The 13,028-nt window shown below is 29.7% G+C and carries 15 protein-coding genes and 3 tRNA genes; 11 read left to right on the top strand and 7 right to left on the bottom strand.

The genetic code is table 11. The annotated features are described in order from the left end of the window. Window positions 1-32: 32 nt before the first annotated feature. The gene (locus Q0049_RS12355) at window positions 33-1,001 is read right to left on the bottom strand and encodes a hypothetical protein (RefSeq protein WP_298120208.1); all 969 of its coding nucleotides are present in this window, start codon (window positions 999-1,001) and stop codon (window positions 33-35) included. Window positions 1,002-1,081: 80 nt separating this feature from the next. On the opposite strand from Q0049_RS12355, the gene Q0049_RS12350 reads away from it, so the two are divergent. Genes Q0049_RS12350 through Q0049_RS12340 form a run of 3 tightly spaced genes read left to right on the top strand, consistent with a single transcriptional unit; the run spans window position 1,082 to window position 2,538 of the window. Beyond that, window positions 1,082-1,468, top strand: coding sequence for a S4 domain-containing protein (locus Q0049_RS12350; protein ID WP_298120206.1), 387 nt, complete (start codon window positions 1,082-1,084; stop codon window positions 1,466-1,468). Continuing rightward, window positions 1,455-2,036, top strand: a complete 582-nt coding sequence (locus tag Q0049_RS12345) for an SAM-dependent methyltransferase (RefSeq protein WP_298120203.1) — start codon at window positions 1,455-1,457, stop codon at window positions 2,034-2,036. The genes Q0049_RS12350 and Q0049_RS12345 overlap by 14 nt, the downstream gene beginning before the upstream one ends. A gap of 4 nt (window positions 2,037-2,040) precedes the next feature. Beyond that, a complete protein-coding gene (locus Q0049_RS12340; RefSeq protein WP_298120200.1) occupies window positions 2,041-2,538 on the top strand; it encodes a phosphoribosyltransferase family protein in 498 nt (165 codons plus the stop codon). On the opposite strand, the gene Q0049_RS12335 is transcribed toward Q0049_RS12340, so the two are convergent. Further along, the gene (locus tag Q0049_RS12335; RefSeq protein WP_298120197.1) at window positions 2,530-3,048 is read right to left on the bottom strand and encodes a shikimate kinase; all 519 of its coding nucleotides are present in this window, start codon (window positions 3,046-3,048) and stop codon (window positions 2,530-2,532) included. The genes Q0049_RS12340 and Q0049_RS12335 overlap by 9 nt on opposite strands. A 125-nt stretch (window positions 3,049-3,173) precedes the next feature. On the opposite strand from Q0049_RS12335, the gene Q0049_RS12330 reads away from it, so the two are divergent. The 7 genes from Q0049_RS12330 (at window position 3,174) to Q0049_RS12300 (ending at window position 7,356) form a co-directional block, all read left to right on the top strand. Next, window positions 3,174-3,246 (top strand) — tRNA-Lys (locus Q0049_RS12330). A gap of 31 nt (window positions 3,247-3,277) precedes the next feature. Beyond that, window positions 3,278-3,350 (top strand) — tRNA-Lys (locus tag Q0049_RS12325). Window positions 3,351-3,390: 40 nt separating this feature from the next. Beyond that, window positions 3,391-3,472: transfer RNA gene (locus Q0049_RS12320), tRNA-Leu, on the top strand. Between the two features lie 174 nt (window positions 3,473-3,646). Continuing rightward, the gene (locus tag Q0049_RS12315; RefSeq protein ID WP_298120194.1) at window positions 3,647-4,543 is read left to right on the top strand and encodes a MerR family transcriptional regulator; all 897 of its coding nucleotides are present in this window, start codon (window positions 3,647-3,649) and stop codon (window positions 4,541-4,543) included. A 54-nt stretch (window positions 4,544-4,597) separates the two neighbouring features. After that, on the top strand, window positions 4,598-6,058 hold the full coding sequence (locus tag Q0049_RS12310; protein ID WP_298120191.1) for an oleate hydratase: 1,461 nt from the start codon (window positions 4,598-4,600) through the stop codon (window positions 6,056-6,058). 11 nt (window positions 6,059-6,069) lie between these two features. Beyond that, complete coding sequence (locus Q0049_RS12305; RefSeq protein ID WP_298120189.1) at window positions 6,070-6,909, top strand: phytoene/squalene synthase family protein; 840 nt, start codon at window positions 6,070-6,072, stop codon at window positions 6,907-6,909. A 3-nt stretch (window positions 6,910-6,912) separates the two neighbouring features. Next, a complete protein-coding gene (locus Q0049_RS12300) occupies window positions 6,913-7,356 on the top strand; it encodes a sterol desaturase family protein (protein WP_298120185.1) in 444 nt (147 codons plus the stop codon). A 65-nt stretch (window positions 7,357-7,421) separates the two neighbouring features. Here Q0049_RS12300 and Q0049_RS12295 read toward each other — a convergent pair whose 3' ends face one another. From Q0049_RS12295 to Q0049_RS12280, 4 genes are read right to left on the bottom strand one after another with little or no spacing between them, the layout of a single operon-like run. Then, complete coding sequence (locus tag Q0049_RS12295) at window positions 7,422-7,955, bottom strand: DUF4252 domain-containing protein (RefSeq protein WP_298120182.1); 534 nt, start codon at window positions 7,953-7,955, stop codon at window positions 7,422-7,424. Between the two features lie 31 nt (window positions 7,956-7,986). Then, complete coding sequence (locus Q0049_RS12290) at window positions 7,987-8,508, bottom strand: DUF4252 domain-containing protein (protein WP_298120179.1); 522 nt, start codon at window positions 8,506-8,508, stop codon at window positions 7,987-7,989. A 25-nt stretch (window positions 8,509-8,533) separates the two neighbouring features. Continuing rightward, window positions 8,534-8,998: a hypothetical protein gene (locus Q0049_RS12285; RefSeq protein ID WP_298120176.1), complete on the bottom strand. Its 465-nt coding sequence runs from the start codon at window positions 8,996-8,998 to the stop codon at window positions 8,534-8,536. Continuing rightward, the gene (locus Q0049_RS12280; protein ID WP_298120173.1) at window positions 8,985-9,494 is read right to left on the bottom strand and encodes a sigma-70 family RNA polymerase sigma factor; all 510 of its coding nucleotides are present in this window, start codon (window positions 9,492-9,494) and stop codon (window positions 8,985-8,987) included. Before Q0049_RS12280 ends, Q0049_RS12285 begins: the two co-directional genes overlap by 14 nt. A 108-nt stretch (window positions 9,495-9,602) precedes the next feature. Here Q0049_RS12280 and Q0049_RS12275 point away from each other — a divergent pair, with 108 nt between their 5' ends. After that, entirely contained in the window at window positions 9,603-11,021 is a 1,419-nt protein-coding gene (locus Q0049_RS12275; protein ID WP_298120170.1) for a S41 family peptidase, read from the top strand. A gap of 51 nt (window positions 11,022-11,072) precedes the next feature. Here the strand turns inward: Q0049_RS12275 and Q0049_RS12270 are convergent, their stop codons facing one another. Further along, on the bottom strand, window positions 11,073-13,004 hold the full coding sequence (locus Q0049_RS12270) for a TonB-dependent siderophore receptor (RefSeq protein ID WP_298120168.1): 1,932 nt from the start codon (window positions 13,002-13,004) through the stop codon (window positions 11,073-11,075). Window positions 13,005-13,028 lie beyond the last annotated feature (24 nt).

Below are 13,028 nucleotides of genomic sequence, written 5' to 3'. Positions count from 1 at the left end.
ATTTGAAATCGGGTTTTTTATATACTGTTTAATTAATATGGTGGCTTACAACTAGCATCCAAATGTCTTCTAATTCTTGTTGGATTAGTGGTATTACCGCTACAATCAGGTATACCTGAAAAAGGATATAAAGTTTGAGGATTAGTTGTTAATATTATTTCTCCTCGAGTTTGAACACCGTCAGCATCATCATCAATATCAAACATATTTGCATATTCATCACCATCAGAATCATAATCTATAAAGTTAGCTTCTTTATTGTATTCATCTAAATTTGAATCATCACTATTTAATTGAGTTGCAACTTCGAATCTTGAAGGTATTCCATCTCTATCATGATCTTTGTACTGCAATTCAAATAACTTAAATGAGAAAATTAAATTTGAATAAGCAGGTATAGTTCCTGAAGAAGACGAATTATTATAATATGCTAAACCAGAAGGTAAAAACATTACTCCTGCACCATAATTATCGTACGTTACAGGGTTTGGACCTTCATCTGTATCATAAGTACCTGTTTTGAAAAGTGGAAAAATTTCACTCCATCCGCGAACAACACCTTCAAGTTGAAACCAAATAGGTTGTTCAGCATAATCAAATTGAGCAGTTGTTGTTGCTAAAACACCTTTATAAGATGCAAAAACTGAATCAACTCTTGTAGGTCTTTCATTTACACCTTCTCTTAATTTAATGTAGTACACTTTATATTGAAAATCGTCACCATCCTCATCATAATTATCAATCATTTTAAATTGAAGATTTGGATTATTTCTTATTGGTGTTCCTGGTGTTTCATCAGTGATTTCAGTAAAAGTAACATTATAATCTGTATCAACAGTCATAAAATGCGTATCAATGAATTTATCAATTGAATCGATATCTTTTAAATATTGATCTGAATAATCTCTTGCAGGTTCAACTGATGTTCCATCATCCTTCGTACAAGAATAAATAAATAATGATACAACAAACAAAAGAATACTTACACTAATTTTTTTCATTTTTATAGTAATTTTGAGTGCGCAAGATACAATATTGATTTATTTTTGTAAACTATTTAACGTTGATTTTAGAAAAAATTATGAGAGTTGATAAATACTTGTGGTGTGTTCGATATTATAAAACGCGAAATATGGTTACAGAAGCCTGTAAAAAAAACCATATTACTGTAAATGGTCAGGTTGCTAAAGCATCTAAAGAGGTTTTTCCAAGTGATAAAATCACATTTAGAAAAGATCAAATTACTCATATCATTTCGGTTTTAGATATACCTGCCAATCGGGTTGGTGCAAAACTTGTTGATGTTTACAGAAAAGATGAAACGCCTGCTGAATCATTTGCTCATTTAGAATTATTAAAACTATCTAAAGAACATTACAGAAAAACAGGTACTGGTCGTCCAACAAAAAAAGACCGCCGTGACTTGGATGATATCGAATTTAACACCGAAATCGATGAAACTGAATAGTTCCTATTGGGAAGATCGTTATAAAAATAACGAAATTGGTTGGGATGTTGGAACGATATCCACTCCTTTAAAAGAATACATCGATCAAATTCAAGATAAATCTATAAAAATATTAATTCCTGGTGCAGGAAATAGTTACGAATTTGAATATTTGATTGAAAATGGCTTTCAAAATGTGTTTGTATTAGATTTTGCTCAATCTCCTTTGGATAACATTCTAAAAAGAATACCAAATTGTAATCCTAATCAATTGATAAGATCAGATTTTTTTGAACATGAAAACAAGTATGATTTAATTATTGAACAAACTTTCTTTTGCGCCTTAGAACCTTCTTTAAGAAAAGATTATGTTCAAAAAATGAAAGAATTATTAATGTCAAATGGTAAAATTATTGGGTTGCTATTTCAATTTCCATTGACAGAAGTTGGTCCGCCTTTTGGTGGTTCAAAAACTGAATACTTGTCTTTATTTGAGAATGATTTTAATATTAAAAAATTAGAAACTGCATATAATTCCATAAAACCAAGAGAAGGAAACGAACTCTTTTTTATATTTACAAAAAAATAAAACCATGAGCCAAAATATCATTCTTACACATCAAGAAATTGAACATAAAATTAAGAGAATTGCCTATCAAATTTATGAAACTTTCGTAGATGAGGAAAACATTGTCTTAGCCGGAATTGCCTCTAATGGATATGTATTGGCAGAAAAATTGGCAGTTTCTTTACAATCGATTTCACCAATAAAAGTAATTTTATGTGAAGTAATAATTGACAAAACAAATCCAAATTCGGAAATTAAAACATCAATATCAAGTGATACTTATCAAAACAAAGGCATTATTTTAGTTGATGATGTATTAAATTCTGGTTCAACTTTAATGTATGGAGTAAAACACTTTTTAGATGTTCCATTAAAAAAATTCAAAACTGCTGTTTTAGTTGATAGAAATCATAAAAAATACCCTATCAAAGTAGATTTTAAAGGAATTTCTCTTTCAACATCATCGCATGAACACGTTTCAGTAGTATTTGAAGACAATAATAATTATGCTAAATTAAGTTAGTAAATTTACTATCTCGTTAACAATTTCATCAATACTTTTGTCATCGACATTAACTTTGAAAGTAGCTTGATTGTAATAAAAACTCCTATCAAAAAGATGCTTTGCAATAAATTCTTTTATTTCGTCATCTCCTAAATTCGCTATTAAAGGACGGTTTTGTTTTCCTTGTAAAAGACGATTATATAATGTATCAATTGAAGCTTTTAAATAAACAGAAACCACATTCTCATCATTAAGTAACTCATGATTATTGAAATAACATGGCGTTCCACCACCAGTGCTAATTACCATATTTTTATCATCTGAAAGTAATTCTAAAAAAAGTTGATGTTCTTGCTTTCTGAAGAATAATTCGCCTTTTGTAGAAAAAAGTGTTTCGATTGACATTTCACATTTTTCTTCAATCATTTTATCCAATTCCACGACGGAAATTCCAATATTATGTGCTAATTTTTTTGCCACAACCGACTTACCGCTTCCCATATAACCTATTAATACAACTTTTTTCATAAAATAAAACCTTATAAATTAAGGCGTTAAGAGATATTATTAAAAAAAGGTAAATTTAAAACAAAATTGCTTTGAAAAATAAATAATAACGTCTTATATTTGCACCCGCATTGAGGAAATGTATTGACTTGGTAGCTCAGTTGGTAGAGCACATCACTTTTAATGATGGGGTCCTGGGTTCGAGCCCCAGCCAGGTCACAATTTATAAAATAATATTTCTTCAAGCAATGACTTGGTAGCTCAGTTGGTAGAGCACATCACTTTTAATGATGGGGTCCTGGGTTCGAGCCCCAGCCAGGTCACAAAAAAAGTCGAGCATTTTGCTTGGCTTTTTTTATTTACGGCTTCGTGGAGAAATTGGTAGACTTGCTACTTTGAGGTGGTAGTGCTGAAAGGCGTGTGGGTTCGAATCCCATCGAAGTCACGGATGAATTAAATTCCAAATTAAAATCAGAAAGCATGCTTTTAAGGTTTTGATTTGGAATTTTTTTTTAAGTACTATCTATCACATAAAATCTGACTATTTTCCAAAAAAATCCAAAAATTTATCTTTTGTTTAATTTTTTTAGTACTTTTGTTCAACAAAAACATCAAAACAATGAACAGTGTTAAAAATACTTTCAGTATAAAAGATTTAGAAAACCTATCAGGAATAAAGGCGCACACCATTAGAATATGGGAAAAACGATATAATGTTTTAGAACCAATGCGTACTGATACAAACATTCGTTTTTATGATTTGAATGCATTACAAAAGCTTTTGAACATCACATTATTGCATGATTATGGCTATAAAATTTCGAAAATTTCGAAAATGCCACAAGAAAAAATTCCTGAATTAGTACGCGATATTGTTTCTGCTAAAAGTGCTAAAAGTCATGCCATAAGCTCATTTAAAATGGCAATGATGAATTTTGATCAATCGCTATTTTTTAATACATACAATACGCTTCTTTCAGAAAAATCTTTTAGAGAAATTTTCTATGAAGTATTTATTCCATTAATGGAAGAAATTGGTTTTCTATGGCAGTCTGACACTATTACTCCAGCTCATGAACACTTTATTAGTTATTTGATAAAATTAAAATTACTTACAAATACTGAAAAAGTTCAGACGCAACAACCCACTAGAGACGACAGATTATTCGTACTTTATCTTCCGATGAACGAAATTCACGAATTGGGATTGATGTATCTTAACTACGAAATTTTACATAGTGGTTATAAAACGATTTACCTTGGTGAAAGTGTTCCATTAGATAGTTTGAAAGATTTAAAAAAATATTTCGATAACATAACTTATATTTGCTACATGACTGTTGAGCCCGAAAAGGCAGAAATTAATAACTATATCAAAGATTTGAAAGAAGAAATTCTTGATGATACTTCAGAATTGTGGTTGATTGGAAGAATGACTGATCATGTAGAACAAAAAAACTTAAATAATAAGACCAGAATCTTTAAATCAATCAACGAATTAGTTGAAAACATATAAAATTTTCTTAAAACTTTTTTATTGTTTAACTTTTTACTATTTTTGTTAAACAATATGAGAAAAAATATAAAAATAATAGGTTCAGGATTTTCAGCTTTGGCTGCCGCATGCTACTTAGCTAAAGATGGCAATAAAGTAACTATCTTCGAAAAAAACAGCACTATCGGTGGTAGAGCTCGACAACTAAAAAAAGACGGATTTACTTTTGACATAGGTCCAACATGGTATTGGATGCCCGATGTTTTTGAAAGGTTCTTCAATGATTTTGGCAAAAAACCTTCTGATTATTACGAGTTAATAAAACTATCTCCAGCTTATCAAGTATATTTTGGAGTAAATGAATTTGTAACCATTGCAGATAATCTTCCAGAAATCATAACTACTTTCGAATCTATCGAAAAAGGTAGTGGTGAAAAATTAGCCTCTTTCATGAAAGAAGCACAAAGCAATTATGATATTGCCATTAAAGATTTAGTCTATCGTCCAGGAGTTTCACCTTTGGAATTAATTACAGTTGAAACTGCCTTAAAAGTAAACCAGTTTTTCGGTAATATTTCTAAAGACATCAGACGCCGATTTAAAAACAAAAAGCTAGTTCAAATATTAGAATTTCCTGTTTTATTTTTAGGTGCAAAACCTTCTGATACGCCATCATTCTATAACTTTATGAACTTTGCTGATTTTGGATTAGGAACTTGGCATCCGAAAAACGGAATGTATTCAGTAGTTCTTGCCATGGAACAATTAGCAAAAAAACTTGGAGTTACTATCAATGTGAATGCTAATATTGAAAAAATTGAAGTTACAGATGGAAAAGCTACAGCTTTAGTAGTAAATGGCGAAAGAGTTTTGGCAGACATCATTTTATCTGGAGCAGATTATCACCATTCAGAAACTTTATTGGATGAAAAACACCGCGCCTATTCTGAAAAATATTGGGAAAAGAAAACATTTGCACCTTCGTCACTCCTATTCTACGTTGGCTTTGATAAAAAAATTGATAATGTTGAACACCATTCGTTATTTTTTGACGTAGATTTTGATGTTCATGCACAAGATATTTATGACAATCCGAAATGGCCAAAAGAACCTCTTTTTTATGCAAGTTTTCCTTCTAAAACTGATTCAAATTCGGCACCTGAAGGTAAAGAAGCTGCAATATTTTTGATTCCATTAGCACCAGGTTTGAATGACACTAATGAGCTTAGAGAAGAATATTTTGAAAAAATTATAACGCGTTTGGAAAAATTAACTGCGCAAAGTTTAAAAAATAATATTATCTTTAAGGAGTCTTTCTGTGTAAATGATTTTATAAAAGATTATAATTCATATAAAGGAAATGCCTATGGAATGGCAAACACATTATTACAAACAGCATTTTTAAGACCAAAACTGAAAAGTAAAAAAGTTAAAAGTTTATACTTTACAGGACAATTAACAGTTCCTGGACCAGGAGTTCCACCAGCATTAATTTCGGGGAAACTTGTTGCAGATTTAATAAAAAAACACCGCTAAAATTTAAATAGATGAAATCACTTTTTGACACCGTATCTTTTGAATGTAGCAAGAATGTAACTAAGTCGTACAGCACTTCGTTCTCCTCTGCTGTAAAAATGTTGGCTCCAAGTATTCGACAAGATATTTATAATATTTATGGATTTGTCCGTTTTGCTGACGAAATTGTTGATTCTTTTCACGATTATAATAAAGAAGAGTTATTTGATTTATTCGAAAAAGATTTACAAGCTGCTTTACAAAGTAAAATTAGTTTGAATCCAATATTGAATTCATATCAGCATACAGTTCATAAATATCAAATTCCAAATGAATTGATTGATGCTTTCATGAAAAGTATGAAACTTGATTTGGTAAAATTAGAATACAAAACTAAAGAAGAGTACAACGAATATATTTATGGTTCGGCAGATGTTGTTGGTTTGATGTGCCTGAAAGTTTTTGTAAACGGAAATGAAGAAAAATATGAAGAGCTAAAACATTCGGCAATGCGATTAGGATCAGCATTTCAAAAAGTAAACTTCCTTAGAGATTTAAAAGCTGATTTTGAAGATTTAAGTCGTACTTACTTCCCAAATACCGATTTAACAAAATTAGACGAAACTTCAAAAAACGAAATCATTAGAGAAATAGAAGCCGATTTTGAAGCTGGTTACCAAGGAATTGTTGGATTGCCATTAGAGGCAAAATTTGGTGTTTATACAGCATATATATATTACAAAAAACTACTTTCCAAATTAAAGAAAACACCATCAACAGAAATTAAAAATACTAGAATTAGAGTTTCTGATTATCAAAAATATGGTCTTTTCGCTAAATGTTATTTCTCTTATAAATTAAATATTATATAAATTATGTGGTTACACGTATTAGTTTTTGTTCTAACGTTTGTTATAATGGAATTCATGGCTTGGTTTACTCACAAGTATATCATGCACGGGTTTCTTTGGAATCTTCATGCAGACCATCACAAAAAAGATCACGATTCGTGGTTTGAAAGAAATGATGCGTTTTTTATTTTTTATGCTGTGGTAAGTATCGGATGTTTTTTATTATGGCAAAAAGGAATTTTAGAGATAGGAATTTCTATAGGATTAGGGATTTTCGCCTACGGATTAGCTTATTTCGTTGTTCATGATATTTTTATTCACCAACGTTTTAAATTGTTTAGAAATGCCAACAATATTTATGCAAAAGGTGTAAGAAGAGCACACAAAATGCATCACAAACATATTGGTAAAGGTGATGGTGAATGTTTTGGAATGTTGTTTGTTCCGTTAAAATATTTTAAAAAATAAAAAATTCCGATTCAATTACGAATCGGAATTTTTGTTTTACAACTAACCCTATAATTATAAAATAACTATTTCATTATATCTTGCAATGGTTTTAATTGCTCTAAATCTACATTAGCTTTTTGCAAAACCGACATCATGTTCATTACATCATTTGGATTCATTTTATCACCCAAAACTCGAACCACTGCAAATCCGTTTTCTTTTTTATTTGCATAAAAAATAAACTCTTCAATATTATCTTCTGTTCCAACAAAACTTACTGATGCACCTTGACTTCCTGAACCAACTTTTATTAATTCTTGGTACTTTTCGTCTTTTAATATTGTGTTTAATTTAGCTTTTTCAACCTCATACTCCGCTTTGTTTTTATCATTTGCTTTGAATGCAATTACATTCATTTTATCAAATGATTCTAAAGCTTTCTTCTGTTCGCCAGTCAAACTTGCTTTGTCAATATTTAAAATTGTTGGAGAAATATCTAAAGCTATAAAATCTTTTTTCTCTTGATTTTCTACAAAAAACTTTTGTAAAGTTGGTTCAGAATTGCAGCTTACAAATAGCGAGCAAACTGCAATTAATACTATATAAATTGATTTCATTTTAATTGATTTTTGAAATTGCTATTGAAACCTATTTTTTACCTTTTCCTGCTTTTTTCAACTCATCGCCACCTGGCAAATTCATTTTATCTGTCAATGCTGATAATTCATCAATATCAAAATTTCCTGTCAACGACATCAATACGGTTTCTTCTTTTCCTGAACCTTCTATAAACATTAAAAGTTCTTTTACTTGAGATTCAGTAGCGCCAGATTTTACATAAATCTTTACACTTTTACCTTTTTCATTGATACGCATTAACTCTTCTAAACCTGCTGATTTTTGATATTTATCAGCAACAGCTTTCATTTCTAAACCTTTTTTTGCATTTGCAGTAACAAAAACTTTAAGGTTTTCTAACTTTTTAATCAGGTTAACATACTGCTGCGACTCTTTATCTTTTGCATCAACTTTACTTAGCATTGAAAACATTTTTTTGTTTACAATTACTGTAGTGATATCGTCTTGATTATCAAATTTATCAAAGACTGTTTGTGAAAATAAAGTATTAGATACTAATACTAAAGCGACAATTAAAATTAATTTTCTCATGATTTCTATTCGTTTTTTGATTGATTTATTTTTTAAAAATTCTATTTTTTGAGTTATCAAACTCGTTAATATAACTTACACTTTCTATGCCAGTATTTAGTTTTTCAGATACTAATGCTAATGCTTTTTGTGTTTCTTGCATCACTTTTTCAGGATCATCTTCTGAATTGCAACTCACAAATTGATTAGAATCATTAGAATCAAAATACATCATCGTACCAACACCAAGTAAAACAACAACTGAAGCTGCAATTGATAACCACATAACGATATTTCGTTTTTTATCTCGAAACTTCGAAGTTAATGGAATCACTTGTGTAAACTGCTGCTCTTTTGCTTGAGAGAAATAACCAAAAATGGTTTGGTATTGTTTCAAATGCTGCGCAACATCTGTAGAAGAAAAATAATCTTTCAATTCATTTTCTTCAGCAATACTTGTTTCTCCTTCAAAGTATTTGTCAATTAAATTTTCTATTCTATCCAATGCCATAATTATGTGTTTTGGTCATTATTTCTCTTATTGTTTTTCTAGCTCTTGATAATGCAACTCTTATTGTTGCTTCACTCATGTCTAAAATTTTAGCAATCTCTTCAAATTCATATTGCTCAACATCTCTCATTTGAATAATCAACTTTTGTTGTTCGGGCAAATCGTTAATTATTTTTTCAACCCAATTCAAACTGTCACTATCTTCTAACTTTTTTTGCAAACTTGCTTGATTGTCCGTGTAATTATTATGAACAATGGTCATATTACTTGCACGTTTTGACTTTAATTGGTCTAAACAATAATTTTTTGTCATTGTCATCGCCATAGCTTCCACACTTTTTAATTCAGAAAGTGTTTCGTTTTTAGTCCACAATTTTACAAGAACTTCCTGTGTTGCATCTTCAGCTTCTTCTGTACTCACGAGTAATCGTTTTGCCAATCTAAAGAGCTTATCTTTAAATGGAGAAACTATCTTTATAAACTCGTTTTGATTCATTTGGTTTGCTTGGTTATATAATGAAGACGAACTACAATTATTTTTGTTACAATATAATTAAAAAAAATTAATACATTTGAGTCAAGCTATGGAAAATCAACATCTCACATGAAAAAATTTATTTTAATTTCGTTATTTTTCTCTTTATTTATCTCAACAATAAGTTGCGAAAAACAAGATGATTTAGAAGTTCCAGATGATTTGCGAATAAATGATTTCATATGGAAAGGAATGAATTTGTATTATTTGTGGCAAAAAGATGTTACCAATTTAGCCGATGATCGATTTGAAAATCAAAATCAATTGAATTCATTTTTAAAAAACTATTCAAATCCGACTTCACTTTTTAATAGCTTAAGAACAAACAATTCTATTGATCGGTTTTCAGTAATCTATAGTGATTATTCTGTTTTAGAAGGTGTGCTTTCTGGAAACACTTTAAATAATGGTGTTGATTATGGTTTGAGATATAAAAGTGGCAGTACAATGGATATTTTTGGTTGGGTTCGCTATATTCTTCCAAATTCTGATGCGTCAACTAAAAATATTCAACGCGGTGACATTTTTTATGCTGTAAATGGAACTGCATTAACCGCAAGTAATTATCAATCGTTACTTTCGCAAACATCATACACTTTAAATCTCGCTGATTTTGATAATGGAAATATTACTCCTAATGGAGAATCGGTTACGTTAACGAAAACTTCTTTGTCGGAAAATCCTGTTTACAATACATCTACTTTCACTCAAGGTGATAAAAAAATTGGATATTTAATGTACAACGGATTTTATCCAAGTTATGAATCGCAATTGAATGATGCGTTTGCAAATTTGAAAAATCAAAATATTACAGATTTAATTTTGGATTTAAGATACAATTCTGGTGGTTCTATTGCAACCGCAACACGATTAGCAAGCATGATTACCGGTCAATTTACAGGTCAACTTTTTGCAAAACAACAATGGAATGAAAAACTTGAAAACTATTGGGCAAACAATAATCCAAGTCAATTTGTAAATAATTTTACAAATACAATTGGAAATGGAACCGCAATAAACAAACTCAATTTATCTAAAATTTATATTCTAACCTCAAGAAGTACGGCTTCTGCAAGTGAGTTAGTCATCAACGGATTGAAACCTTATATTGAAGTAGTTCAAATTGGTGATAAAACTACAGGTAAAAATGTAGGTTCAGTCACTTTATATGATTCACCTAATTTTAAAAAGGAAAATCTAAATCCCAATCACAAATATGCTATGCAACCTTTAGTTTTAAAAACAATAAATGCAGCAGGATTTGGCGATTATCAAACAGGTTTATTGGCTAACTTTGAATTTCTTGAAGATTATGGAAATCTGGGAATAATAGGAAATCAATCTGAACCAATGATAAATTATACTTTGAATTTAATTTCAAATGGCAATAGAATTAGCAATCAAAACAATCTAAAAAAGTTCAAGCATTTATCTGACGCTAAGGAACTTGAACCATTGCGAAGTGAAATGTATATAGAAAATAAATAAAACTGTTTTTGTCATTTCTCCTCCGTCGAAATGACAAAAACATATTTTAATCTAAAAATTAAGATTCAAACCTAATCTAAAGTTTCTTCCTCGAGTAGAATATCCAATATTTTCAACAAATTCCTTATTCAAAATATTAGTTGCATTTCCAAAAATGGTCAAGGTGTTTTTAACCAATTCATACTTAACCAAAGCATTTATCAACTGATAAGAATCTAATTTTGTTGAAACAACCCCAAAAGTAGTTCCATCAAAAAAAGCATCCATTCTTACGTCTGTGTATTGATAATTCAAATTAAAAAACAGTCGGTTTGAAGCAGAAAAATCTAAAGAAACATTTGCTTTATGCTTTGGAATTAAGCGATTTAAAGCTTCATCAACTTGAGTAAAAGTGTAATTTGCATTTAAATTTAATTTTCTATTTATCAAATAATTAATATTTGTTTCAACTCCTTTTGCCTTATTACTTCCATCAACATTTATATAACGAGAGGCATCAAACCCAATTGAATTATCTTGTTCACGATAAAATCCAACAGCATTAAAACTTAGTTTTTTATCAAAAAAAGAAACATCAAATCCGCCTTCAATAGTACTATTTTTTTCAGGAGTCAATTCTAAATTTCCATATTCAGAATATAATTGATACAAACTTGGTGTAATGTAAGCAGTGCTAAATGATGATAAAATTTTGATGTTTTTATTCAAATTATACGATGGATTTATATTATACACAAGTTGATTTCCATATTCACTGTGAACATTTAATCTTGCTCCAATATTCAAATTTAATCCATAACTAGAAGTATAAACTCCTGTAAAATAAGGATCCATCATATTAAATTTAACTTTATCATTTTCAATATTTCCATAAGGTGTTTGCGATGCCATATCATGAAACTGATAATTAGAACCAATTACAAGAAAGAAAGTTTCAGTAAATTTATATTTATTAAATGCATCAATAATGATACTTCTTGATTGATATTTAGAATTTTCAAGAACACTTGTCCACGTATTGAATTCATCATATTCACGTTCAATTTTATTAAAACTCGAATTTAAAACAAATTCTCCTTTAGCGTACTCATATTTTGGAGAAAACCCAAATCGAAATTGATTTGACTTAGATAGGTTCAAATCAGTATCGTTAAAACCAGTATTGTCAAATCCATAATCATAATCATTTGTAACTTTGTCATAATTTCCAAAGAAATCAAAAGTTAATTTTTCAGTTGCTTTAAAACCTATTTTCGTACTGTAATTGATTCTTGAAAATCGATCAAAATCATAATTTGAATTTGGAATTGTTTCAGCAATTTGTGACATTCCATTAGTTTCAGAACTATTTAGAGATGCTAAATAATTTACCTTTTTTATTGTACCATTTAATGAAAAACCTTGATTAAAATCTTGTCCATTGTATTTTTCATTTGAAGCAGTATTGTTAGAACCAATATTCAAATAAGCAGTTGCTTGAATCGATTTTTTAGAAGATTTTTTTAAAGTAATATTGATGACAGCAGTTGCAGCTCCAGTTCCATAAAGTGTACTTGCTGCGCCTTTCATGATTTCGATACTTTCCACTTGATCTATTGGAAGTAAACGCAAGTCATATTGAAAATTAATTCCCGAAGCGTCAGTCACAGGAATTCCGTCAATTAAAATTAAAACTTGATGATTTTTTCCACCACGAACATAATAACCAAGGTTTTTTCCGTTAGCCGATTGATTTCCATTGATTTCAACACCTGCAACGGAATTTAAAATTGTGGCTAAAGATTGTCCTGATTTTTTTTGAAGTTCTTCTTGCGTAATTTTCACAATTACTTTTCCTGATTTTTCTTTGCTTTGAGCAAATTTGGTATCCGAAATTACCACTTCTTGAATTTGATTCGTTCTAGTTGAATCTTTTTCTTGTGCCAAAACACAAGTCGTTACAAATGCAAATAATGCACTTGTCAAAATTACTTTTTTGTTCATTTTTTAAATTAAAAATGGTTCCAT

It is taken from the genome of Flavobacterium sp. (assembly GCF_027484205.1).
In the GTDB taxonomy this organism is placed as follows: domain Bacteria; phylum Bacteroidota; class Bacteroidia; order Flavobacteriales; family Flavobacteriaceae; genus Flavobacterium.
This window is presented reverse-complemented; position numbering and strand designations above follow the sequence as displayed.

Bases quoted from the DNA above. Each gene is read 5' to 3' on its own strand.
- Q0049_RS12355 (WP_298120208.1), bottom strand. From the start codon at position 1,001: ATGAAAAAAATTAGTGTAAGTATTCTTTTGTTTGTTGTATCATTATTT.
- Q0049_RS12350 (WP_298120206.1), top strand. From the start codon at position 1,082: ATGAGAGTTGATAAATACTTGTGGTGTGTTCGATATTATAAAACGCGA.
- Q0049_RS12345 (WP_298120203.1), top strand. From the start codon at position 1,455: ATGAAACTGAATAGTTCCTATTGGGAAGATCGTTATAAAAATAACGAA.
- Q0049_RS12340 (WP_298120200.1), top strand. From the start codon at position 2,041: ATGAGCCAAAATATCATTCTTACACATCAAGAAATTGAACATAAAATT.
- Q0049_RS12335 (WP_298120197.1), bottom strand. From the start codon at position 3,048: ATGAAAAAAGTTGTATTAATAGGTTATATGGGAAGCGGTAAGTCGGTT.
- Q0049_RS12315 (WP_298120194.1), top strand. From the start codon at position 3,647: ATGAACAGTGTTAAAAATACTTTCAGTATAAAAGATTTAGAAAACCTA.
- Q0049_RS12310 (WP_298120191.1), top strand. From the start codon at position 4,598: ATGAGAAAAAATATAAAAATAATAGGTTCAGGATTTTCAGCTTTGGCT.
- Q0049_RS12305 (WP_298120189.1), top strand. From the start codon at position 6,070: ATGAAATCACTTTTTGACACCGTATCTTTTGAATGTAGCAAGAATGTA.
- Q0049_RS12300 (WP_298120185.1), top strand. From the start codon at position 6,913: ATGTGGTTACACGTATTAGTTTTTGTTCTAACGTTTGTTATAATGGAA.
- Q0049_RS12295 (WP_298120182.1), bottom strand. From the start codon at position 7,955: ATGAAATCAATTTATATAGTATTAATTGCAGTTTGCTCGCTATTTGTA.
- Q0049_RS12290 (WP_298120179.1), bottom strand. From the start codon at position 8,508: ATGAGAAAATTAATTTTAATTGTCGCTTTAGTATTAGTATCTAATACT.
- Q0049_RS12285 (WP_298120176.1), bottom strand. From the start codon at position 8,998: ATGGCATTGGATAGAATAGAAAATTTAATTGACAAATACTTTGAAGGA.
- Q0049_RS12280 (WP_298120173.1), bottom strand. From the start codon at position 9,494: ATGAATCAAAACGAGTTTATAAAGATAGTTTCTCCATTTAAAGATAAG.
- Q0049_RS12275 (WP_298120170.1), top strand. From the start codon at position 9,603: ATGAAAAAATTTATTTTAATTTCGTTATTTTTCTCTTTATTTATCTCA.
- Q0049_RS12270 (WP_298120168.1), bottom strand. From the start codon at position 13,004: ATGAACAAAAAAGTAATTTTGACAAGTGCATTATTTGCATTTGTAACG.